The sequence below is a fragment of the Paenibacillus sp. 276b genome, assembly GCF_900107875.1.
Classification (GTDB): domain Bacteria; phylum Bacillota; class Bacilli; order Paenibacillales; family Paenibacillaceae; genus Paenibacillus; species Paenibacillus marchantiae.
Window position 1 is genome coordinate 84,403 of record NZ_FNRR01000004.1, and the last position, 23,537, is coordinate 107,939.

Here is a 23,537-nt window from a genome sequence, read left to right on the forward strand (position 1 = left end):
TGAGATGATTGTAATGCAACAAACATTCAGAATTACAGACGAAGATGGTATCCACGCACGTCCGGCGACAGCCCTGGTTAATACAGCAAACAAATTCAAAGGTGCAGAATCCTTCGCAGAAGCTAACGGTAAAAAAGTAACTTTGAAATCCATCCTGGGTGTACTTTCCCTTGGTCTGGAACAAGGCGACACCATCAACATCATCGTTGAAGGCGAAGGAGAAGCTGAAGCTCTTCAAGCTCTGACAGACGTTATGGTTAACGAAGGGCTGGGCGAAATTAATGCTTAATGTCTCTGGGATCGCGGCTTCGGCGGGTATTGCTATCGCCAAGGCGTTTATCTTGGAGCATCCCAATTACTCTGTAGAAAAACGCGAAATCAACGACGTTGACGCAGAGATCGCGAAACTGGACTCAGCTCTGGGCAAGTCCCAGGCTGAGCTTGAGGCGATCAAAGAGCGTACTTTACAAGAGCTTGGCGAGAAAAAAGCTGAGATTTTTGCTTCGCATTTGCTCATTCTGAATGACCCGGAACTGATTGATCCGGTTAAAGCGAAAATTGCAGATGATAAGATTAATGCGGAATTCGCATTGAACGAAACAGCAACGCAATTTATCGAAATGTTCGAAAATATGAAGAGTGCTTACCTGCAGGAACGTGCTGCGGATATGCGTGATGTAACCAAACGTGTGCTAAATCACTTGCTTGGTATCGAATTCATGAGTCCTGCTGAGATCAGTGAAGAAGTGATCGTGCTTGCGGAGGATCTTACGCCTTCCGACACGGCTCAACTGAACCGTCAATATGTTAAAGGCTTTGCAACCAATATTGGTGGACGTACTTCTCACTCTGCAATCATGGCTCGTTCGCTTGAAATTCCGGCTGTCGTTGGAACCAAGGACATTCTGGCTCAAGCGAAACAAGGTGACATGATTATCGTTGACGGTTTGGACGGTCACGTACTGGTTAATCCAACGGATGATGTTATTGCTGAGTATCGTTCCAAACAGGAGCAATACGATGCACAACGTGCCGAGTGGAGAAAACTGCGTGATGAGCCAACGGTAACGGTGGACAACGTTCATGTGGAACTGGCAGCCAACATTGGTACACCGAATGATGTTGCTGGTGTTCTGGAGAATGGCGGCGAGGCTGTAGGCCTGTACCGTACCGAGTTCCTGTACATGGGCAGAGACAAGCTTCCTTCCGAGGACATTCAGTATAATGCTTACAAGGCTGTACTGGAAAAAATGGAAGGTAAACCTGTTGTTGTTCGTACACTCGACATCGGTGGAGACAAAGAGCTTCCATATCTGGACCTGCCAAAAGAAATGAATCCATTCCTAGGTTTCCGCGCAGTTCGTCTGTGTCTGGACCGTCTGGACATTTTCCGTACTCAATTGCGTGCATTGCTGCGTGCAAGCGTACATGGTAACCTGCGTGTCATGTTCCCTATGATCGCAACACTTGGTGAATTCCGTGAAGCGAAAGCTGTCTTGCTCGAAGAGAAAGAGAAGCTGGTTGCTGAAGGTATTGCTGTTTCTGACAGCATTCAACTCGGAATCATGGTCGAAATTCCTTCGACTGCAGTTCTGGCGGATCAATTTGCCAAAGAAGTGGATTTCTTCAGTATCGGAACGAACGATCTGATTCAATACACGATGGCTGCTGACCGAATGAACGAACGAGTGGCATATCTGTACCAACCTTACAACCCAGCCATTTTACGTTTGGTTAAAATGGTTATCGATGCAGCGCATCGTGAAGGCAAATGGGTTGGCATGTGTGGTGAGATGGCCGGAGACGAAACAGCAATTCCATTGCTACTTGGTCTCGGACTGGATGAGTTCAGCATGAGCGCAACATCTATTCTGCCAGCTCGCAGTCAGATCACCAAGCTGTCCCGTGCAGACATGCAAGAACTTGCTGCCAAAGCACTGGATATGCAAACGGCTGAACAAGTCGTTGAATTGGTTCAAAGCATTTAAGCGTAATGTAATTTTACGGGGTTTCCACCCGATTTTAAGGGTTTCTTTTTCCGATAAAAAAGCTGCAGTCTTGCAGCGATTTTGCCGGTATCTGTTGTTACAGCAGATACCGGCTTTTTTTGTTTTGGGCCGATATCACTATTCTGCTGAGAAGTTACATTTTTCCGTTTGTATCTTGGTTGAAAATCATTATCATTAAGATATTCGAACAATTCAAACAATGGACATCATGCTGAGGGAGAAAGTAGGGCTACCATGAAGGTCAATGAAAAAAAGGCAGGCAAGATGCTTAAATATAGCAGTATCGATTCGTTTGAAGTGTCCTGGAATGGAGAAATTGTTCATGCAGCGACAGCGGAACACTTCGCTATTCTTTGTACAAGTGGCTCAGGAACTTTGGTATCGAACGAACACATATCCCGATTGAATGAAGGGGAAGTCTATTTGCTGGCTCCTGGACAGAGGTTCAAGCTGGCGGCAGATGAGCAGGCGTTAAAAGGCTGTATGGTCCGTTTCGAAGTATACGAATATGGCGGAGAACAGCAGATGACCGCTACCCATGCTTTCATGGAGGGTTTGTTTTGGTGCAAAGATCCGCATCAACTCGCGCTCTCTTGTGATCGATTGCTTCAACTGGAGGTCGCTGGTGACGAGGAACACTTCAATAGACAGGCCGCATTATACGGTTTGATGACTTCACTTGTTCAAGCGGAGGCCAAGCCGGAAAGCGTTGAGTCTACCGCTTCTGCGATTGCCCGTGTTGCCGATTATATGAATGAACATCTGGATCATGAATTAAAACGAGATGAATTGTCCAAGCTTGCTGGCCTGAGTCCAGGGTATTTTTCGTGGGCATTTCAGCAATATACAGGAAAGACCCCGACGGCCTATCTGATGGATGTCAGAATGAAACGGGCCAAGGAGCTCCTTTTGTCAGGTGATGGTGTAAAAGAGACCGCGGTCCGAGTCGGCTATGAAGATGAATTTTATTTTAGCCGCAGATTCAAACAGAAGATGGGACTTTCGCCTAATGCGTTTGTCAAAAGCCGCAGATATAGTATCGCAAGTGTCTCTGATCCAATCTCGGGCAGTTTACTGGCACTTGGCCTGCTTCCGAAAGCTGCTGCCTTTTATCCAAATCATGAATTATACAACCGAATGACTCGTCTACATTCTTATGAGCTGGGGGAAGGGCAGATCTGGCAAGAAAATGTGGATCGATTGCGTGCGTCGGAGCCGGAGCTTATTTTCTGCACTGACATTCTGGGCGAGCGGGCGCGAAAAGAGCTGGAGCAGATTGCGCCGACAGTTGCCATCCCTTGGTTATCCGCAGACTGGCGCGAGCAGCTTCGAATGATTGCAGAAGTCATGGAGCATCGGGCAGAGGCGGAGGTGTGGCTGTCAGAATATGATGGCAAGGCGGAAGCGGTCTACCGCAAAGTAAGACGTAACATCGGTGGAGCTACCGTCAACATATGGCGTATCACGGATTCGGAATATCGGATATATGGCAAACGCAATGCTGGCGCGGTCCTTTATGATGATTTTAGATTGGCAGCTACGCATCGTCTCGATGACATCAATGTTTTTGAATCGGTGACTAAAGAAGCTCTGGAAAAATACGACGCAGATATGCTGATTATCATGGTAGATTCCACACAGCAGGCGGCTCGGGAATGGAAGGCACTTCAGGCCAGTGAGCAGTGGCATCGTTTGACAGCGGTTCGGCATGGACATGTGTACGAGGTGGGGACAGAAAAATTGTTTGAGTATTCAGCTTGGTCGCATGATCGGGCGCTATCTTATTTTATGCGGTTATTTGGCTGACTAAAGTCCAGTTCACTCCGTTTATATATCCATGTTTAGCTGAAGCAATGAATGATATGATACGTATTGAGAAAGAAAATCATTATCAGTGTAAAGAGGAGGTGACATTCCATTTCTGGAAAGCCGCCTTGGAATCTAGAGCAATTGTTTAAAGCACCTCGATTATACCCGGTTTCCGAAGATCAACATACCGGCGTACATGCTTGCTTCTATGAGGGTGTGTCATATAAAGGTCGTGCTACTCGCATATTTGCCTACTGCGGCATCCCGCGTCCGGTCTCTCCTAACGAGGAAGTTCCCGCGGTAATTTTGGTTCACGGTGGGGCGGGAACAGCTTTTAGCAGTTGGGTGAAAGAATGGATGGCACGAGGGTATGCTGCGATAGCCATGGATCTGGAAGGGCATGTTCCATTCGGGGATGAGGAGCACACCGAACGGATGGAATGGCCTTCACATTCATGGAGTGGTCCTGAGAAACAGGGTGTATTTGCAGATTACGAACAGCCTGTTGAAGATCAATGGATGTATCATGCCGCAGCCGCTGTAATATTGGCTCATTCATTGCTCCGCTCTTTTCCGGGTGTAAACAAGCAGAGCATAGGTATAACAGGAATTTCATGGGGGGGCATCATCACAAGTTTGGTTGCGGGATTAGACACCAGGCTTTCTTTTGCCATGCCCGTTTATGGCTGTGGGTATCTGCATGAACCGGGTTCCTATTATGGGCTTAGCTTTGCATCCATGCGGGAGGTAGAGGCAGAACGTGTTCGTCTATTGTGGGATCCATCCACTTATCTGTCGGAAAGCCGCTTGCCGATGTTATGGCTTAACGGTAGTAATGATACCCATTTTCCGTTGACCATATTTAACAAGTCTTTTGAGCAGCATCTGGAGTGTCATCCAAACAACAACCATAGCAGACTAAGCCTTCATCCGGGTCTCGGGCATTCTTACAAGGAGGCATGGGCATGCGAGGAGGTCTTCGCTTTTGCAGACAGTATCGTTAAAGCGAAACCTGCGCTTATTGAAATATGTGAGGAGAAGCACGAGGACGGTTGGTTTGTCGTTCGGTATGATTCATGCCTTCCTGTCCTGGAGGCCAATCTTTATTGGTGCGTGGATGATCGCAATTGGAGAACCGCAAGATGGGAGTCCATCCCCGCTTCGTTGGATACAACGAACTGCAAAGCGCTCATACGTCTTCCACAGCATGGAAGTTCGTTTTTTATGAATCTAAGAAATGAAAAGGGCTGGATCACAAGCACACGTGTAATGAGAAATGAGAGAACGGCAGAAGACAAAATAACAGAATAACGAATGAATAAGGGGATCTGTAGAAAATGAAACAACGAAATCAACGCTACTTCACGTTAACAGCAGTTTTGCTTGCGGTGCTATTATTGATTGTGGCCTGTGGCAACAAAGAGAAGTCAGGTTCGTCTGAGGCAGAACCGACGAAACAGGAACAAGCGGCTTCGGAAGAGTCCCAAGATGCCACGTTTACATTTAAGGATACAAATGGTGAGCAGACATTACCACAAAAGCCAGAAAATATCGCTTCCACAGTGACATATTTGACGGATCACCTGATTGCACTTGGCATGACGCCACAAGCTACAGTGAAATCACAGAACGAAGATTTTCCGTTATATTTGAAGCCATTCTTGAATGATGTGGCTATCATCGGTGATCAAGGTAAGGTCAGTGTAGAGAAAATGCTCTCTCTTGGACCAGATCTGATTGTGACGGATACGAACAGCAAAGAGCAATACGAGAATTATGCCAAAATTGCTCCAACGGCCATGCTTGAGAATGGATATGTGGCACCTGATTGGCAGACGGCATTTCGAGCTACCGCGGCGGCCTTTGGTCTGAACGAAAAGGCAGAAGAAGTGATAAAAACCTATGAAACGCATAAAGCTGAGGCGATCCAAAAAGTTCACGCCAAAGCAGAGGGTAAGACACTCATGGTATTGCGGATAAGAAATGATATTCGGTATTACGGAGACATGGACTACAAATGGCTTTATGATGATTTCGGTTTCTCCAGACCGGCTGTTTTCCCCGTGACAAGCGCTGAAAGTCGCTATGAAGTATTGTCTAATGAAAAGCTGCCAGAAATCGATCCGGATTACATTATCCTTATCAATGATAATGAAGAGATCTATAACAATCTGCAGACCTTGGGGATTTGGAAAAACATGAAGGCTGTTAAAAATAATCAGGTATTCCAGGTGGCTTCAGATTCGTGGTTTGGCGGGTATGGACCCAATGCGGCTACTTCCATGCTGGATGACCTGAATCGTTTGTTCGGCGAATGATGAATGACCGGATTCGTGAGGAACTGGGGAAGCACTTTAATCTTGTACAGGAACTGAATGGTGTACCCGTGGCATCGCTATGTGGAGAATCTATTGTTGATCCGGAGGCAATGAGAAGCTTTTTGTCCGCCTATCAACAGTTAATCGAGGGACAGGATCTAACGGTTGCCGCAGCCTATTTCACCAGTTGGTTCGGTGATGTGGCAGCTGCGCTGCAATATACCATATCCGTCCATGATGCAGCTCCGAATTTTTCGCTAGCCAATCTGAGTATACATTTGATGAAGGAAACCGGGTATACACGAATTGCTTTTCAACTTGAGAACATGGATGTCACTCTCGCTCCGAAGGATTCGGAGGAAAGAACGGTCTGGCTTGAAGCAGAATTAAGACGTTTTTACAGTCAGACTGCACGTCCCCTCATGGAGTGTTTGTCCAAAGCTTCTGGGTTGCATGTCAGCATGTTGTGGGGGCAGTTGCCAACGGCTCTGCAAAACTACAGGGAGAATATTCATAATACGTATCAAGACGATGAAGCTCTCTTGCGTCAGTTTGCCGCTGATGAACTGGTGCTGCAAAATGGTCTGGAAGCTGATGTATTTGGTCTGGCCAAGAATCCGCTTCGTGTCAGGGTTCGGATGATTGATCATCCGCTGGAGCCTACGAAGAGACTTGCGATCAAAAACGTCTGTTGCTTGCAATATTTACGACAAGGTCGCTCCTATTGTTACACCTGTCCGCGATTGGGCAAGAAGGAACGGGCCAATTGGAAGCCCTAGACCGGAGAAGATAAAATAAAGCTGACAGGTTAATAAGCAATAAAGAAAACAGCCGCGCAGAAAGCAAAATGCGGCTGTTTTTGGCATTTATTAATGATTATCAACGACTGAATATGTTTTCATTAGTTTATTAGAGGTTAGCTTTTAACTGCAAGCACAGTTCAGTACAGGTTTACGGGCTGCTGTTGTTTCATCCAGACGGGTAACCGGTGTGCCGTAAGGGGCATTGAGTACCAGTTCAGGCGTTTCTTCTGCTTCCTTGGCAATGCGAATCATCGTATCGACAAACCCATCAAGGGTTTCTTTGCTCTCGGTTTCGGTTGGTTCGATCATGATGCACTCCTCGACGTTCAGCGGGAAGTACACGGTTGGCGGGTGATACCCAAAATCAAGCAATCGTTTGGCAACATCCAGTGTACGTACACCATACTGTTTCAACCCCCGGCCAGACATAACGAATTCATGTTTGCACACGCCTGGATACGGAATCTCGTAGTAAGGTGCGAGACGGGCCATCATGTAGTTGGCGTTGAGCACCGCACATTCAGATACCCGGCGTAAGCCTTCAGGTCCATAAGTACGAATGTAGGCATAGGCGCGGACCAGAATACCGAAGTTACCATAGTAAGCTTTGACCCGGCCAATGGATTGATCACCTTCGCGATCCAATGCATATATACCCTCATCATTCTTGATGACCATCGGTTTCGGAAGAAATGGAATCAAGCGGCTCTTCACACCAACCGGGCCGGCACCAGGTCCACCTCCGCCGTGCGGAGTACTCATCGTTTTATGCAAATTCAGATGCACCACGTCGAAGCCCATATCGCCAGGTCGGGTGATGCCCATAATGGCATTGGAGTTGGCTCCATCGTAGTACAGCAAGCCACCTGCCTGATGCACAATGGAGGCAATCTCCTGAATGTCTTTTTCAAAGAGTCCGAGTGTGTTCGGGTTAGTCAGCATGAGCGCTGCGGTGTCCGAACCAACAGCTGCGCGAAGTGCGTCCAGATCTACCAGACCGTCTGCGCGGGAAGGAATCGTTACCGTTTCGAAACCTGCTACGGTTGCACTTGCCGGGTTGGTCCCATGAGAAGAATCGGGTACGATGACTTTCGTACGCCGTTCACCACGACCTTCGTGGTAAGCACGGATCATCATGAGCCCGGTCCATTCGCCATGTGCACCAGCGGCCGGTTGCAGCGTAACGGCGTCCATCCCGGTAAGTCCGGCAAGGTCATTTTGCAACGTGTAGAGCAGTTCAAGTGCACCTTGAATGCTGGATTCATGCTGATATGGATGAATTTTGGCGAACCCGTTGTAACGGGCCACATCCTCATTAATCTTCGGATTATATTTCATCGTACAAGAGCCCAGCGGATAGAATCCGTTATCTATCCCGAAATTACGACGAGACAGGGCAGTGTAATGGCGAATGACGTCAACTTCAAAAACCTCAGGCAATGCTGCTGCTTCCGACCGAAGCATTTCCCGGGGAATCAGGGAATCCACAGCTTGACGGGGAACGTCGCATTCAGGCAACGAATAAGCGACCCGACCCGGACTGCTGAGTTCAAAAATCAACGATTGCTCCGGTGCTGGAGAGGCAGCCTGGTTAGTGTCTGTTGTGATAGTTTCAGGTTGGCCCGAAGTGGAGATAGAGGTTACCGTTTCCGATTGTCCTTGTGCTGATGTCGTCGTAGTTGTCTTTGTTGTCGTTTCCTGAGTCACAGCGATCCCTCCAATACACGTGCGAATTCGTCGATCTCTTCCTTGCTGCGTCGTTCAGTAACCGCAATCAGCATATGTCCAGCGAGCTCGGGATAATCACGGCCAAGTTCATACCCGCCAATGAAACCCACATCGAGCAATTTCAGTTGCAGCGGTTCCACATTTGTTCCTTCAGGCAGTTGGATAACAAACTCATTGAACGTAGGTGCGGTAAACGTAAGAGAGACGTCTGGAATTGCGGTAAGCGTGTTAAGGGCATAATGGCTCTTTTGCAAATTCAAATCAGCAACGTCGATCATGCCTTGTTTACCCATAATGGACATATATACAGAGGCGCTCAGCGCGAGCAACGCCTGGTTGGAACAGATGTTGGACGTCGCCTTTTCACGGCGGATATGCTGTTCCCGTGCTTGCAGCGTGAGTACAAAACCACGCTTGCCATTGCGGTCCGTTGTCTGGCCTACAATTCGGCCAGGAATTCGGCGCATATGAGCCTGGGATACGGCGAAGTATCCGCATGTTGGGCCGCCGAGTGAAGCGGCGATGCCAAGGGGCTGCGCGTCGCCAACGACGATGTCAGCACCCAGCTTGCCTGGGGCTTCCAGCAGACCCAGCGATAGCGGGTTGGCGCTGACCACGAGCAGGCTCTTGTGCGCATGCGCAAGGTCTGCGGCCTGTTTTACATTTTCCACGGCGCCGAAGAAGTTCGGGCTTTGAATCATGACGGCTGCGGTGTCATCGGACACGGCGGCTTGCAGGGCATCCCAGTCTGTTACACCATTTTGATATCCAATCTCAACAATCTCCAGATTGAGGCCGTGAGCATAAGCTTGCAATACCTGACGGGATTCGGGGTGCACGGTACGTGACACAATCAGCTGTTTGCGGCGGGTTGCCGCTGCGGCCAGATTGCCTGCTTCCGCAAATGCAGTTGCACCATCGTACATGCTGGCATTGGCTACAGCCATGCCTGTCAACTCACAGATGTAGGATTGAAACTCGAAAATCGCCTGCAATTCTCCTTGGCTGATCTCGGGTTGATAGGGTGTATAGGCTGTATAGAACTCGGAACGGGAAATGACATGATTAATGACGGAGGGAACGTGGTGATCATAAATGCCTGCACCCAGGAAACTGGCGTGTGTCTCGAAGTTGGCATTCGCTGCCGCTTGCTTCGACATATGACGTGTCAGTGCGTATTCATCCAGTTTGGAGGAAACAGGCAGTTCGCCCTGATAGCGAATCTCCTGTGGAATGTCATGGAACAGATCCTCAATCGTTTCCACGCCGATGGTTGCCAGCATGGCACTCTGATCCTGCTCGGTCATGGGAATGTAGCGATGCTTGCTCATGCTTGATCAGCTCCTTGAGTAGGTGTCTTTGGCGCACGTGTCCGTTTATGAAAAGGGGTCTTCACGACCTCGGCTTTCAGTTTCTTGCCACGAATCTCAATCTCCAGCGGGGTACCCAGTGCAGCATATTTGCTGTCAATCAAGGCCAGCCCCAGATTACGTTTTAACGTAGGCGACTGGGTGCCTGTGGTTACTTCACCAATCTGTACGCCTTCGGCGTAAATGGGATAATGAGGGCGAGGGATGCCGCGCTCCAGCACTTCGATGCCGACCAGCTTTCGGGCAGGCCCATCATTTTTTTGCTGCAACAAGGCTTCATGTCCGATAAACGGTCCTGCATTTAGCTTCACAAACATACCTACACCAGCCTCCAGCGGTGAGATGGTTGCAGACAATTCCTGTCCATACAGGGGCAGCTTGGCTTCAAAGCGCAGCGTATCCCTGGCACCCAGTCCTGTCGGAACGAGTCCGTGACCTTCTCCCGCTTGCATCAATCCGTTCCAGACCTCAGCAGCTTGTTCCGCGGGAACGTAGAGCTCAAAGCCATCTTCACCCGTATATCCGGTGCGGGATAACAGCAATGAAACGCCACATACCTTCGCATTTGCCACAAAGCGGAAAGGCTCAATCGAAGACACATCGGTGTCTGTCACCGCTCTGAGAATATCCACTGCCAGCGGACCCTGCAGAGCAAGCAGCGCCGTTTGATCCGAATCATTGGTCATCGTTACGCCTGGCGTCATGTGCTGTTGCAGCCATGCCCAGTCCTTGTCGATGTTGGAGGCGTTAACCACCAGCATATAATGCTGGTCTTTCAGTTTATAGATCAGCAGATCATCGACCACGCCGCCATCCGGATAACACATTAGCGTGTATTGGGCCTGCCCGGGAACGAGTGTTGTTACATCATTAGTGGTCATGTGCTGTAAAAAAGCTTCTGCGTGTTCACCTTGTACGGTGAATTCGCCCATGTGGGATACATCAAATAATCCAGCACGTTCTCGCACCGCTTCGTGCTCTTTCTGAATTCCACTGAATTGTACCGGGAGCTCCCAGCCACCAAAATCAATGCATCGTACGCCTTCATACTGCTGATAGAGTGGAAAGAGTGGGGTTCTAAGCAAATCGGACATCCAATCACCTCGTCATGGGCCGTCAACCGGCCGAGTGTATAACCGTGGATCAATGAATCTGGCATCATATTTTATTATAAAAGTAAGGTAAGGACGCTATAGGCAGCGCCGCTCTATAACCTGTTTTCGTTTTTTTGGGAAAAAGGAAAAGGACAGGCCAAAGAATCGGCATGCCAGAAGCACGCTGTATTCTTAGGCTCTGTCCTTGGTACCTGAGAGTTACCCCACCGCATGATGCAGCAGGTTTCCCCTTGGGTGATCATAACGCCCATACAGGGCGATTAGATGCTCTCCAGAGTTGCGTCCCGTAAAAGTCCTTTTGCCTGAGAGATTCACCTCCGCTTGTCGGTGGCTTACTCCTTCGGCGTTACCGCATGTACACCCTGATTCGGGTGTCAAGGGTAATCTCTCCCTTTACATTCATCCGCGGGTATTGCATAGACTAATTAAACACATTTACTACTCTCATTAAAGCCTGAATCGTCTATTGATGTCAAGAACGATATCATAGATATGAACAAAAAATCCGAATGAAATTTTTAATTAACATTATAATGTACGTCTATTTATAAAGAGTGCGCTTACTTTTCTAATATTCACCATTATATGTAGGGAGGGTCCATTTGAGTTACAGGCATATAAGGAAGAAAAACAAATAAATTGTGAGGTATCTTGACATTTGAATCGAAAATATCATACGCTATGTTCTGGGAAAAAGGTTAAGGTCAAAGAAACGCATGCACTCATTAATGAAAAGCGAGGCGGATATCGATGAGCGAATTGAAAAGTGATTTCCTGTACAGTGAAGAGCACGAATGGGTGCAGACCGTAGGGGAGGATACCGTACGTATTGGCATTACCGAGTTCGCGCAGCATCAGCTGGGTGACATTGTGTTTGTAGAATTGCCTGACCTTGAATCGGATGTAAAAGCGGAAGACGGCATTGGAACGATTGAATCCGTCAAAACCGTTTCGGATTTGTTTTCTCCTGTCAGTGGAACGATTATTGCTGTGAATGATGCATTGCAGGATTCCCCGGAGCTGGTTAACAACTCCCCATATGAGGAAGGCTGGATGATCGAGATTCGTGTTGAGGGCGACCTCACAGCAGCACTTTCCACATTGATGAACGCGGATGCGTATCGTAAACATACGGAATAATATTAAGGTACAAATTTCCGCTAGATACGGAGTTTCAGCTTGATGGAAAAGTCCTTTAACGTAATAAAATGAATCGATTAATTATAGATCCGGATGGTGATACAGCTCATTCGGAGAATACTTAGGCGCAATTGCCTCACCTGGGACAGGGTGAGGTAATTGCGCTTTTTTCGTTGTTAACAGACGAATGGGATGGAATGAATATCAATTAACGTGTTTCATCATTATTTCTAATTGAGATAGAAACAGCTCGTTCAAATAGAATAAATTTACAATTTCATTTGTCATTAAAATGGGGCATTTCGTGGGTATGATACATGAAAGGGAATAACAGGTTCCATTCCATATACAAGGTTCAAACATGGGACAATCCTTTAAATTTAAATCTTGTCATCAACGTTCATGACGGAAGTAGGTTTTCATTTCGTTGTAGAAGATACCGTTTTCATTTACGATATGGTTGTAAATTAAGATTTATTGAAGATTTGTACCTTTGTTCGTCTGGATCATCGTTGTCAAAATTCAGTGGAATTAAGGTTTAATATGTTGAGGGGGTTTTCAATATGAGTTCAGTGGACGCAAAGTCCGAAAAAAGCGGAGGAATACGGGTCGGCGTTCAGAAGTTTGGACGTTTCCTGAGTGGTATGGTTATGCCGAACATGGGTGCATTTATCGCCTGGGGTTTGATTACGGCATTGTTCATTCCAAAAGGATGGTTCCCTAACGCAGATTTTGCATTGCTGGTTGATCCAATGATCAAATATTTGCTGCCTTTGCTTATCGGTTACACAGGCGGTACCATGGTACACGGCCAACGTGGTGGTGTAGTCGGTGCAATAATGACCATCGGGGTTATTGTCGGCAGTGACATTCCAATGTTCCTTGGCGCTATGATTGCCGGACCATTGGGAGCTTGGGTCATTAAGAAATTTGACAAAGCTGTCGATGGCAAAATTAAATCAGGGTTTGAGATGCTGGTTAACAACTTCTCCGCTGGTATTATTGGTGGGATTTTGGCCCTTCTAGCCCTTAAAGGCATCGGGCCTTTCGTTGAAGCGATTAGCAAGGTGTTATCGGCTGGGGTAGAAGCTTTGATGAATGCTGGTCTTCTCCCGCTGGTCAACCTGATCATTGAGCCAGGAAAAGTATTATTCCTGAACAATGCCATCAACCATGGGATTCTGACACCGATTGGTACGGATCAAGCAAGAGAACTGGGGCAATCCGTATTATTCATGCTTGAATCCAACCCAGGACCTGGACTCGGCATTTTGCTGGCATACTGCTTCTTCGGTCGCGGATCAGCCAAATCTTCCGCTCCAGGTGCTGTAATCATTCATTTCTTTGGCGGGATTCACGAGATTTATTTCCCTTACATTCTGATGAGACCGATACTGATTCTGGCTGCGATGGCTGGTGGTGTGGCGGGTACATTGACCTTCATGCTGACAGGAGCTGGTTTGGTATCTGCACCGTCACCGGGAAGTATCATTGCCTACTCATTGTTAACGCCTAAGGGTGGATATCTTGGCATGTTTGCCGGGGTAGCCGTAGCTGCGGTCATCTCCTTCCTCGTGGCATCCATACTGCTCAAAACAGGTAAACAGAAGGATGACGAAGATCTGGATAGTGCTTCCAACCGCATGAAAGATATGAAAAATCAGGGCAAAACGGGTAACCTCACCGTTGATAAAGACAATCGTGAAGCTGACCGTGCAGCCGATATTGCTTCTTCGGCAGTAAAAACGGATATCAATAAAATTGTATTCTCCTGTGATGCAGGTATGGGTTCGAGTGCCATGGGTGCCTCGATTCTGCGGAAGAAAATGAAGGCAGCCGGTGTGGATGTCGCTGTAACCAACACGGCGATCAGTGAGATTCCACAAGATGCCGACATCGTCATCACACAGAAAACATTGACTGACCGGGCCAAATCCGTGGCTCCAAATGCAGAGCATATTTCCATCGATAACTTCCTGAAGAGTCCTGAATATGAGGCACTGGTGGAGCGCCTCAAATCCGACTCCTGATGAGTAATATTACAAGGAGACAGCGTGAGATCGTGGAGTTCCTGCTGGAGCATCCTCATGAGGTAACTGCTGGCGATATAGCTGTTGTGGTCAAAGTAAGCACTCGTACCGTACATCGAGAGTTGCAGATGATTGAACAATGGCTTGAGCCCCTTGGCATGAGATTGGAAAAAAAATCGGGAACCGGGGTTCGAATTGATCCCGGTTCCGATGATTTGGCCGTATTGCGTCAACAACTTGAGCTTAACGAATATGTGGAGTTTACGCCCGAAGAGCGTAAACTCTTCATGCTTTGTATTTTGCTGGATGAATCCGAGCCTGTGAAGCTGCTTGCATTGGCCACAGATCTGAAGGTAACCGTGTCTACGGCAAGCAATGATCTGGACGATCTGGAACCACGCATTCAGCTGGCTGGCTTGAAGCTGGTTCGCAGACGTGGATATGGGGTCAAGATCAATGGAAGCGAGCTCGCTCATCGCATGGCTATTTCCGCGCTCGCTCTTGAATATCTGGATGAATCCGATTTATTCGGTAGACAAGCGGAGCAGGGAGTTTCCAAAGTAAACAGTAAACTTCTGGAAATGATAGGGCATGAGGATGTACTTACGGTCGAAAATGCATTATGGCAGCCGGATATTGAGTGGTTGGAAAATATCCCGGAACGTCAATACATGAAGCTGCTGATCCAATTGTCTGTAGCCGTTGTGCGGATTCGCAAAGGTTTTGGCATAGGCCGGGGCACACAACAGGACAAAAATGACGTTGGAAATCCACTGCAAGATGAGCGGAAGGTGCCGGAATATTTGGCTTCACGGTTGTGCGGCGTTCTATCTGCCCAGCTTGGGCTGGAGTTTGTGGGCGAGGAGCAGGCTTATTTTCACGGGCTGCTAGTTGAAATCGAGCAATCGATTCATTCCTCGCGTCTGCTGCCCATAGACGATCTGGTCTTACTCGACATGGTTCGTTCCCTTACAGATCGGATGCAGGAGAAAACTCATTATTCGTTCCATGAGGATCGTCTGCTTCGTGAAGGTCTGATTGCCCATATGGAGCCGGTGCTGGAACGTATGGATGGGCGGCAGCTTATCCGTAATCCGTTGCTTCAGCAGATCCGCAAGGATTATGAATCACTGTTTGAGGATGTAAAGAAAGCCGTGCGAGAGGCTTGGCCCAATACGGATGTGCCGGATGAGGAGATCGGATTTTTGGTAATGCACTTCGGTGCTTCCATTGAACGGCTGCGGGTGTTGAAGCGTGAAATCAGGGCTGTCGTCGTCTGTACGAGTGGGATCGGATCTTCACGGATGTTATCGAGCCGTCTGTCCAAGGAAATTCCCGAAATTCGGATTGTGGACAGCGTGTCCTGGTATGAAGCCGCACGTATACCGAAGACGGAATATGATTTGGTTCTCTCTACTGTGGATCTGCCGATGGATAAACATCAATACTACAAGGTGAGCCCACTGCTGACGGCAGAAGAAAGTGAACGTTTAAGACACTTCATCAGGACAACGACGCTTCAGCGGGAACATAGTCCCCCACCTGAAGCAGACTCAAGGACAATAGGACGAATTTCCGATCCGGTTGGACTGGAAGCGACCCTGATTGAAATCGTACAGATAATCGGCAAGTTTCAGGTGTTCCCGCTGGATAATCAGGAGATCGGATTTTTAGAAACGGCTTACGCCATGTGCAGCGTTTTGCATCAATCCGGTGTATTGAATAATCCAGATGAGATTGCCAGGCTGCTGGAGGAGCGTGAAGCTGTTGGAAGTCAGAAGATTCCCGGAACTTCCCTCGCTCTGTTTCATACACGCAGTGATGGCATTCACAGTCCTTCAATTACGCTGTTCCAATTGACAGAGCCGCTTCTACGCACGCCGGAAGACCCGGCAGGTGTCAGCCATGTGCTCTTGATGCTTGGACCCAGACAGTTATCGAAGGAAAGTTTGGAGGTACTGAGTGAAATCAGTGCGCTATTGTTGCAGGAAGAAATGATTGCATTACTTGAAAAAGGCAACCGGGATGATCTTATTCATTACTTGTCCCAAGAACTTGCGGGATTTTACCGCAGCAAAACCGAAATTGGAGGTATTCAAACATGAGTGTGTTAACTAAAGATAAAGTCATCATGAATGCAACGGCTCAGGACAAATACGAAGCGATTCGTATGGCAGGTCAAATTTTGAAAGACGCGGGACATATCACCGCTGAATACATCGACAAAATGCTGGAGCGTGAAGAGATTGTCTCCACGTATGTCGGCAACGGACTTGCGATTCCACACGGCACGAAGGAATCCAAATCATTCATCCTGTCCACAGGCATTTCCGTCATTCAGTTCCCGCAAGGTGTTGATTTTGGGGAAGAAAAAGCGTATATGGTAATTGGTATCGCCGCTCAAGGTGGAGAACATATGGAGATCCTGACCAGCATCGCAGTCATCTGCGCCGAGGAAGAGAACATGGAAGCTTTGCGTCATGCTCAAACCGCTGAAGAAGTCATCACTATTTTGGAAAGTGAAATGGAACTATGAAGGCCCTTCACTTTGGAGCAGGTAATATTGGACGTGGCTTTATCGGTTTGATTCTGTCCCGTGCAGGCTACAATGTTGTTTTCTCCGACGTTAATCAGGAGCTGGTTAAGGATCTAGAGCTGCGTGGAGAGTATACGGTTGAACTGGCTAACGAGGCCAAAGACCTGGAGAAAGTTACCGGTGTGAGTGCAATCGATGGAACCAATCTGGATACCGTTGCTCAGAATGTTGCAGAAGCTGAATTGATCACAACTGCAGTGGGTGTGAACATTCTGAAACATATTGCTCCCGGTATTGCCAAAGGACTTACGTCCAGACTGGGAACGGGCGATGTCTTCCAGCCCCTTCACATTATTGCCTGTGAAAATGCAATTGGAGCCAGCACTCAGCTGAAAGAACATGTATATGGCCTGCTTGATGAGCGGACTCGCCTGCTTGCGGATCAGTACGTGTATTTCCCGGACTCTGCCGTAGATCGGATTGTGCCGATTCAGCATCATGAAGATTCATTGCATGTACAGGTAGAGCCTTTCTATGAATGGGTTGTTGACCGTTCACAAATGGCCCCTGCGTTCAAACCGGTTGAGGGTGTAATGTATGTGGATGATCTGGAGCCTTATATCGAACGGAAGCTGTTTACCGTAAATACGGGACACTGTATTGCCGCTTATATTGGATATGTGAACGGGTTTGATACAATTCAGAAGGCTATTGCCGATGAAAAAGTCAAATCCATCGTATATGGTGCCTTGCAGGAAACCGGAGCCGTTTTGGTGAAGCGTTTTGGATTCAATGCCGACGATCATCAGTTGTACATTGCCAAAATATTGGAACGGTTCGTTAACCCGCATCTGACGGATGAGGTAACTCGTGTAGGACGTTCTCCACTGCGGAAACTGTCCCCGAATGACCGTCTGGTTCGCCCAGCTCTCCAGGCTTACGAGTATGGAACGGAGACAACACTTTTGGCGATGGGTATGGCCGCTGCCTGCAAGTTTGACGTATCCGAAGACCCGGAAGCGGTGGAACTCCAGACTACGATCCAGCAAAAAGGGATTGAAGCAGCACTCAGCCAGTATACGTCCATGGATGAGAGTCATCCTGTACTGAAGCAGGCTGTAGCGCATTATCAACAAATGCAGAAGTAACGTTCTGTATTTCAATACAAAATAATATTGATTGAAGAAGAGCCTCACAGGGTTAACTGTGGGGCTCTTTATTTTGCTCTGTCTTCTTTTTATACGTATCCAGACATGCCTCGCAGATGCAGGACTTCCTGCGCTGGTCTGCCGGAATGGGGTCAAATACCCCTTCTGGGAACACAGCCCGGTTACACCAGCATTCTGAATGAGGACGACCAGCCGCATAGGAGCAGCCATTGGGCTCACCGCACAAAGGGCATATGAGAACTTCTGGAGTGACCTTCTTTGTATCCTGCTCAACAGACATACGAGTCTCCCTTCCCCCATGAATTTCACCACGAACGATCGATAGGTTTATTAAAGTATAGCAACTCAACCCATTATATCAATCCTGTGGTTATTCTTCAGGAGGCAATTCAATTTTCAGTCCTTCCACATGCTTGCGACTCATCAGTTTGCGTTTCTTTCGGTTCTCTTTGGACTCCAGCACAATGTCGAGGTCATAGTCACCCGGATATAGTTCATCTGCGGAGATGTGCAGAGTTAGACGTTTCTTATGAATTTTGACTTTACGTCCACGCAGCATGACTCCGATATTTCCGCGACTGTCCTCCACATCACATACGATGCCTGACTGGTTCAGATAAGCTGCATAGACGCGATCCCCTTTTCGGAATGCTTTGGCAGGGGGCGCGGGTTCTAATGTTTCAGGCCGATCAGCAGATTGCTTTCTAGTTCCAGTCTGTACGGACGGGCTGATAGGTTTTATCGTGTTCCTTGCTTCATTCAATTGTTCTTGTTCAACCGTGCTGTTTATTTGCGATGACGTTGAACTTACGTTAGGCACGGATGGAGAGGAGGTGGAAGAGACACTTTGCGAGACACCCTGATCTGAAATGAGCTTGGAGCGCTCAATAATACGCTGTGGCATACCCAATTTCAGTGCAATGGAATAGGCATAGCTGTCCCCGGCTTCTCCGATCCGCAATCGATAAAGAGGTTGAAGAGAGACCGTATCAAATTCCATTCTTGCATTCTCAAATCCAGGCGTGGATGCTGCAAAATGTTTGATTTCCCCAAAATGGGTTGTAGCGATAACGGTAGCTCCACGGCTGTGCAGCTCCTCCAGCATGGCGATCGAGAGTCCCACTCCCTCACCGGGATCGGTACCGGAGGCCATCTCGTCAATAAGCACAAGTGTCGATGAATCGGCTTGCTCCAGGATGCCAATCATGTTGCGAATATGTGCAGAAAAGGTACTGAGTGCTTGCTCCAGGCTCTGTCCATCGCCGATATCAACAGCAATTTCATGATACACGGCCATCTCGCCATCTTCAGCGACAGGCACAAGCAGACCAGATTGCATCATCAATGTGAGCAGACCCAATGTTTTGAGTGCAACCGTTTTGCCACCCGTATTCGGCCCGGTAATGATTAGCGAGGAATAAGTTTGACCAATTGCAAAATCAAGCGGAACCATGGATGCACCCATAAACGGATGGCGGGCATGATGAAGCCGAACGCGTCCAATGGCATTGACGCGTACAGTTCGTCCATCCATGGTGGCCGCATATTTCGCTTTGGCAAATAGGAAATCCAGAATCCCTACCGTTTCCGTATTTAACGAAATTTCACGATTATAAGACTCTGCAAGGGAGGTTAAGTCACCGAGAATTTTCATCTCCTCCCGTGATTCCTCGGCTTGCAGTGAAGACAGCTCCATTTGCAGACCTACTAATTCAGCAGGTTCAATATATACGGTTTGGCCACTTCCTGATTCATCCAGCACACTGCCTTTAACGTGTTTGCGGAATTCTTTCTTAATGGGCAGCACGGTTCTTCCACCACGCTGACTAATCACATTTTCCTGCATGATGGAGCGGTGTTTGCTTATTAGAGAATCCAGCTTGCGCTTCATGCGTTCCTCATTCACCGTCATTTTTTTACGAATACGTATCAGCTCCTTGCTCGCCTGATCCTGAATGCGTCCACTATGGATACAGCGTTCAATCTCGCTGAGCAGGGATTCCATCCATATCATGGATGAAGCGTAGCGACTAACTGTGGGGGCCACTTCGGATTTGCCCTCCATGTATTTCATAAGCTGTGCGCAGCTGCGCAGAAATTGGGCGAGATTGCTGAAATCACGTTCCGTAAATAAATAACCGGTGCCGAGCAGATCCATGATGGTCTCCATGCCATCCAGTGAAGGAATGGGCACACTGGCACCGTAACGAATCAAAGCAGCCGCTTCAGCGGTCTCTTCTAGCCGCATTTGAATCAGAGAAGCGTCGACCATTGGCTTCATGTCTCTTGCGTAACGTTTGCCCAAATAGGATAGGGCACAGGCTGCAACGTTTTTTTGAATTTGGGGATAACCCAGACTGGTTAACGTTTTTTCATTCATGCTTGATCTCTCCTTGGATATAAAATGGAATTTCGGTTAAAGCGATGGGACATATTCCCGGAAAACGCAAAAAGGGCGGAGAATGAACAAACGTCATTCTCCGCCCTTAACGTACGGGAAAGTAGGGCCCGTTATAGGTCTATACAAAAAAATCCACGCTGAACACAGCGCGGAAATAGACCCGGACACGTACAATCCCGGAGGCGATTTATGATATCCGCTGTTCTTAACTAAGTACAGGGTAATGGCGCATCATGAAATACACGTATGCCACAAGGCACAAGTGAATCGAAGGCCAAACTCCTGAATATGAAACTAGTTAGTTAAGAACGCTCACCGACATCAAAATCTCTCCTTTGATTGAGGAATATGCAACCAATATAAACTGGAAATTGCCTTGAAGTCAACCTTCAATAATAAATAGTGGACTTGAATAACAATGGGTTTTAAAATAACAATAGTAAATTAATCCAATGAAAGCGATATTATACATACGTTTTGCATTAGATCGGGTAGTGATTCCGAAATCGTTCTCGATCAAATAACGCAAAATGCACAAAGGAGGATGCTCTTTTTGCCTAAATACCTGCTGCGTTTGCTCTGTTTTACCATGATTCTCGGAGCCCTTCCGGTCATTGTTATTGGTTCAGTCTCCTATTCGATTGCTTCACGTGACATTGAACAGAAGGTCCGGGAGAGTAATTTGCAGATTCTGCATCAGACCCAAATGCGGGTAGAGCAAGTATTGCGCAGCCTGCAATTATCGTCCATCCAATATGTGAATTCTCCACTGGTATTACAAGCGATGAAAAAACCGCTGGACAGCAGCGAATTTCAGGAAATTCGTGATCTGACTTCCGGATTTAATAATCTGCAATCGGTTACTAATATCGATCAGGCCTATCTCGTGAATCTGGATGAAGACTGGGTCGTTTCGATGCGTTCTTTTGGAAAATTGGATGATTTCAGTATTCGGGACCGGATAGGCTCTTATTTGAAATATACAAACAGCCTGTTCTGGGTAACGCAAAATGTGAGTTCAACCAAAGAAAGTGTTCCGGTATCGGCGGGAGTTGGTGAAGCAACGCCAGAACACGCACCTACTCTTATTTCATCCGACAACGTGGTAAGCATGGTATTCAAGATTCCGATGATACCAACGAATGTGAAACCCAAGGGATTTCTGGTTATAGACATAGCCGATACAGAGCTAAGTACATTTCTAAGTCGAAATCCGAATTCAGGGGATATGTACGTCCTTGATCGGGAGCAAAAATATTTTCTCAACGATACAGAACAAGACGGGAAATACGACGCGCTGAATCAGGAAATCCATGAAAAGGTACAAACGACAGGACAGTCGGAGGGTTTCTTCAGTGCAGAGGTCGAGGGAAGTCAGGTGGCAGTTAGCTACAGGCAATCCCCACTCAATGGTTGGTTGTATGTATCCGTTGTATCGCTGAGTCAGATAACCGCCCAATCGCAGAAAATTGCATTGGTTACGGGAGTGGCTACATTAGTCATGTTATGTTTGACGGGATTAGTAGCCATCTACGGCAGTCGCAAGATGTATTCTCCCATTTCCAGACTTCTGCAGTTTACAAAAGGACTGGATTCTCCATTGGCTCCGTCGGGACGCCGTCAGGATGAATTTATATACATCGAAGAGCGATTATCGACCTTGTTCAGCTCGGAAAAGACGATGCGTGAGCAGATGAAGGGCCAGCATGTTCATTTGCAGGAATTTTTTATGACAAAACTGCTTACAGGCAAAATATCGGAAGATGACTTCAGATATCAGGGTCAGTTATACGATTTTCCAACCTCATGGTCCAGACTTGGGCTACTTACACTTCAGATCGATACCCTTGAAGGGACAAGGTATGAGGAGCAGGACCGGGATCTGCTGCTGTTTGCGTTAAACAATATGGTCGGTGAGCTGCTGCCCTCTGATATTCGTTTTGCATCTGTCATGATTGATGACGCCCAGGTTACGGTATTGGCATCCGTGTTGGATGATGAAGTACAGCTAAAAGAGTGGATGCACACTCAAGCGGAATTGATCCGTGAGCGGGTTGTGACCTATCTGAATCTGCCTGTAAGTATCGGTATTAGTCGTTCCTATTCTGCAATAGGTGATTCGCCACGGGCTTACCAGGAGAGTCGTGAGGCTCTGCAAGGCAGGGTAAGTCTGGGCAGCCGTATTATTTTGCATTACGAGGATATTCAGCCGCGAGGTCAGACGGAGGCAGCGTTATATACACAGCTCAGGATGATTGAAGACCAGTTGGCTTCTGCACTCAAGCAAGGGGACGAGGAGAAAACCGATGCGTACTTTAAGCGGTATCTCGGATTGCTCTCAGACAAGAAGCTGCACTTCAGCGAATACCCCGTTATAATGGTTCAACTGTTGTCCCGTGTGTATCAGCTTGTACAGGAGCAGGGTGGGAATGTTGCGGAAGTGTTGGGCGAAAAGGCCTCTATGGCTCGACTACTCAAGTTATCCACATTGGATGAAATGACGAACTGGTTCCGCAAATGTTTATTTCACCCTGTCATTCGATTCTGGCGTGAACAGGAAGAATCTCAATATCTGAATATTGCCCGGCGCATGATTCGGCTGATCGAGGAGCGATATGATCGCGAATTGTCGCTGGAAGCTTGCGCAGAAGAACTGAATTTTCATCCAGTCTATCTGAGCCGTGTGTTCAAGAAGGAGGCTGGTGTGAACTTTACGGAATACCTTGCCGAATACCGGATGGAAAAAGCCAAAACCTGGCTGCAGACGACCAACCTGAAAATATCGGAGATTGCCGAGAAACTCAATTACACCAACCCTACTGCTTTTATCCGTACATTTCGTAAAATTACGGGAACTACCCCCGGAAAATACCGGGAGCAGCAGCGATAAAAGCAACCTGCTCTGCCTGCCATGGCAGGCAGGTTTTTCTTTGTTTCAAGGTCAGCCTTTATTCTGCGTTTGCAGCAGAGTTAAGACAGGAATATCGGAGGTTAAATGTGGTTCATTCAGAGGAGCATTCCAGAATTACAAATGCCTTAAACCCTTGCTGCATAAGGGAAAACAAGAAGCTAAAATGAGACCATAGCCAGTTACCCATTTATCCTCCAC

General features: G+C 47.6%; 17 protein-coding genes and 1 riboswitch. Of the genes, 12 read left to right on the forward strand and 5 right to left on the reverse strand.

The features are described 5' to 3' along the window. The first annotated feature begins 13 nt into the window (after nt 1-13). The 6 genes from BLV50_RS19600 (at nt 14) to BLV50_RS19630 (ending at nt 6,915) form a co-directional block, all read left to right on the forward strand. Nucleotides 14-289 carry an HPr family phosphocarrier protein gene (locus BLV50_RS19600; protein ID WP_024633102.1) on the forward strand — a complete coding sequence of 92 codons (276 nt, stop codon included), beginning with the start codon at nt 14-16 and terminating at the stop codon, nt 287-289. Beyond that, on the forward strand, nt 282-1,988 hold the full coding sequence (gene ptsP / locus BLV50_RS19605; RefSeq protein WP_072734746.1) for a phosphoenolpyruvate--protein phosphotransferase: 1,707 nt from the start codon (nt 282-284) through the stop codon (nt 1,986-1,988). Before BLV50_RS19600 ends, ptsP begins: the two co-directional genes overlap by 8 nt. 255 nt (nt 1,989-2,243) lie before the next feature. After that, a complete protein-coding gene (locus BLV50_RS19615) occupies nt 2,244-3,815 on the forward strand; it encodes a helix-turn-helix domain-containing protein (protein ID WP_072734744.1) in 1,572 nt (523 codons plus the stop codon). Between the two features lie 144 nt (nt 3,816-3,959). Beyond that, nucleotides 3,960-5,129 (forward strand): alpha/beta hydrolase family protein, encoded by a 1,170-nt coding sequence (locus BLV50_RS19620; RefSeq protein ID WP_177031221.1) that lies wholly within the window; start codon nt 3,960-3,962, stop codon nt 5,127-5,129. Nucleotides 5,130-5,155: 26 nt separating this feature from the next. After that, complete coding sequence (locus BLV50_RS19625; protein ID WP_090809516.1) at nt 5,156-6,136, forward strand: ABC transporter substrate-binding protein; 981 nt, start codon at nt 5,156-5,158, stop codon at nt 6,134-6,136. Further along, nucleotides 6,136-6,915: a hypothetical protein gene (locus tag BLV50_RS19630; RefSeq protein ID WP_090809518.1), complete on the forward strand. Its 780-nt coding sequence runs from the start codon at nt 6,136-6,138 to the stop codon at nt 6,913-6,915. The genes BLV50_RS19625 and BLV50_RS19630 overlap by 1 nt, the downstream gene beginning before the upstream one ends. A 144-nt stretch (nt 6,916-7,059) precedes the next feature. On the opposite strand, the gene gcvPB is transcribed toward BLV50_RS19630, so the two are convergent. The 3 genes from gcvPB to gcvT all read right to left on the reverse strand — a co-directional run bounded on the left by gcvPB (nt 7,060) and on the right by gcvT (nt 11,131). Next, nucleotides 7,060-8,547, reverse strand: coding sequence for an aminomethyl-transferring glycine dehydrogenase subunit GcvPB (gene gcvPB, locus BLV50_RS19635; RefSeq protein ID WP_072734812.1), 1,488 nt, complete (start codon nt 8,545-8,547; stop codon nt 7,060-7,062). Between the two features lie 95 nt (nt 8,548-8,642). Continuing rightward, on the reverse strand, nt 8,643-9,998 hold the full coding sequence (gcvPA, locus tag BLV50_RS19640; RefSeq protein WP_090809520.1) for an aminomethyl-transferring glycine dehydrogenase subunit GcvPA: 1,356 nt from the start codon (nt 9,996-9,998) through the stop codon (nt 8,643-8,645). Then, nucleotides 9,995-11,131: a glycine cleavage system aminomethyltransferase GcvT gene (gcvT, locus tag BLV50_RS19645; protein ID WP_090809522.1), complete on the reverse strand. Its 1,137-nt coding sequence runs from the start codon at nt 11,129-11,131 to the stop codon at nt 9,995-9,997. The genes gcvPA and gcvT overlap by 4 nt, the downstream gene beginning before the upstream one ends. Nucleotides 11,132-11,432: 301 nt before the next feature. Beyond that, nucleotides 11,433-11,555, reverse strand: a riboswitch (glycine riboswitch). Nucleotides 11,556-11,902: 347 nt separating this feature from the next. On the opposite strand from gcvT, the gene gcvH reads away from it, so the two are divergent. From gcvH to BLV50_RS19670, 5 genes are all read left to right on the forward strand, one after another. Further along, a complete protein-coding gene (gene gcvH, locus BLV50_RS19650; RefSeq protein ID WP_063566882.1) occupies nt 11,903-12,292 on the forward strand; it encodes a glycine cleavage system protein GcvH in 390 nt (129 codons plus the stop codon). A gap of 563 nt (nt 12,293-12,855) precedes the next feature. After that, nucleotides 12,856-14,322: a PTS mannitol transporter subunit IIBC gene (locus tag BLV50_RS19655; RefSeq protein ID WP_063566883.1), complete on the forward strand. Its 1,467-nt coding sequence runs from the start codon at nt 12,856-12,858 to the stop codon at nt 14,320-14,322. Further along, entirely contained in the window at nt 14,322-16,427 is a 2,106-nt protein-coding gene (locus BLV50_RS19660) for a BglG family transcription antiterminator (protein ID WP_090809524.1), read from the forward strand. Before BLV50_RS19655 ends, BLV50_RS19660 begins: the two co-directional genes overlap by 1 nt. Further along, nucleotides 16,424-16,858 carry a PTS mannitol transporter subunit IIA gene (locus BLV50_RS19665; protein WP_024633110.1) on the forward strand — a complete coding sequence of 145 codons (435 nt, stop codon included), beginning with the start codon at nt 16,424-16,426 and terminating at the stop codon, nt 16,856-16,858. The genes BLV50_RS19660 and BLV50_RS19665 overlap by 4 nt, the downstream gene beginning before the upstream one ends. Continuing rightward, nucleotides 16,855-18,006, forward strand: coding sequence for a mannitol-1-phosphate 5-dehydrogenase (locus tag BLV50_RS19670; protein WP_090809525.1), 1,152 nt, complete (start codon nt 16,855-16,857; stop codon nt 18,004-18,006). The genes BLV50_RS19665 and BLV50_RS19670 overlap by 4 nt, the downstream gene beginning before the upstream one ends. Nucleotides 18,007-18,058: 52 nt before the next feature. Here BLV50_RS19670 and BLV50_RS19675 read toward each other — a convergent pair whose 3' ends face one another. Beyond that, the gene (locus BLV50_RS19675) at nt 18,059-18,307 is read right to left on the reverse strand and encodes a cysteine-rich CWC family protein (protein WP_072734737.1); all 249 of its coding nucleotides are present in this window, start codon (nt 18,305-18,307) and stop codon (nt 18,059-18,061) included. A gap of 90 nt (nt 18,308-18,397) precedes the next feature. After that, a complete protein-coding gene (locus tag BLV50_RS19680) occupies nt 18,398-20,407 on the reverse strand; it encodes an endonuclease MutS2 (protein ID WP_090809527.1) in 2,010 nt (669 codons plus the stop codon). A 574-nt stretch (nt 20,408-20,981) separates the two neighbouring features. On the opposite strand from BLV50_RS19680, the gene BLV50_RS19685 reads away from it, so the two are divergent. Continuing rightward, nucleotides 20,982-23,318: a helix-turn-helix domain-containing protein gene (locus BLV50_RS19685; RefSeq protein WP_177031222.1), complete on the forward strand. Its 2,337-nt coding sequence runs from the start codon at nt 20,982-20,984 to the stop codon at nt 23,316-23,318. Nucleotides 23,319-23,537: the final 219 nt, after the last annotated feature.

What these genes read in the sequence shown, in the direction of transcription:
- BLV50_RS19600 (WP_024633102.1), top strand. Translation starts at nt 14, where the DNA reads ATGCAACAAACATTCAGAATTACAGACGAAGATGGTATCCACGCACGT.
- ptsP (WP_072734746.1), top strand. Translation starts at nt 282, where the DNA reads ATGCTTAATGTCTCTGGGATCGCGGCTTCGGCGGGTATTGCTATCGCC.
- BLV50_RS19615 (WP_072734744.1), top strand. Translation starts at nt 2,244, where the DNA reads ATGAAGGTCAATGAAAAAAAGGCAGGCAAGATGCTTAAATATAGCAGT.
- BLV50_RS19625 (WP_090809516.1), top strand. Translation starts at nt 5,156, where the DNA reads ATGAAACAACGAAATCAACGCTACTTCACGTTAACAGCAGTTTTGCTT.
- BLV50_RS19630 (WP_090809518.1), top strand. Translation starts at nt 6,136, where the DNA reads ATGAATGACCGGATTCGTGAGGAACTGGGGAAGCACTTTAATCTTGTA.
- gcvPA (WP_090809520.1), bottom strand. Translation starts at nt 9,998, where the DNA reads ATGAGCAAGCATCGCTACATTCCCATGACCGAGCAGGATCAGAGTGCC.
- gcvT (WP_090809522.1), bottom strand. Translation starts at nt 11,131, where the DNA reads ATGTCCGATTTGCTTAGAACCCCACTCTTTCCACTCTATCAGCAGTAT.
- gcvH (WP_063566882.1), top strand. Translation starts at nt 11,903, where the DNA reads ATGAGCGAATTGAAAAGTGATTTCCTGTACAGTGAAGAGCACGAATGG.
- BLV50_RS19655 (WP_063566883.1), top strand. Translation starts at nt 12,856, where the DNA reads ATGAGTTCAGTGGACGCAAAGTCCGAAAAAAGCGGAGGAATACGGGTC.
- BLV50_RS19660 (WP_090809524.1), top strand. Translation starts at nt 14,322, where the DNA reads ATGAGTAATATTACAAGGAGACAGCGTGAGATCGTGGAGTTCCTGCTG.
- BLV50_RS19665 (WP_024633110.1), top strand. Translation starts at nt 16,424, where the DNA reads ATGAGTGTGTTAACTAAAGATAAAGTCATCATGAATGCAACGGCTCAG.
- BLV50_RS19670 (WP_090809525.1), top strand. Translation starts at nt 16,855, where the DNA reads ATGAAGGCCCTTCACTTTGGAGCAGGTAATATTGGACGTGGCTTTATC.
- BLV50_RS19675 (WP_072734737.1), bottom strand. Translation starts at nt 18,307, where the DNA reads ATGTCTGTTGAGCAGGATACAAAGAAGGTCACTCCAGAAGTTCTCATA.
- BLV50_RS19680 (WP_090809527.1), bottom strand. Translation starts at nt 20,407, where the DNA reads ATGAATGAAAAAACGTTAACCAGTCTGGGTTATCCCCAAATTCAAAAA.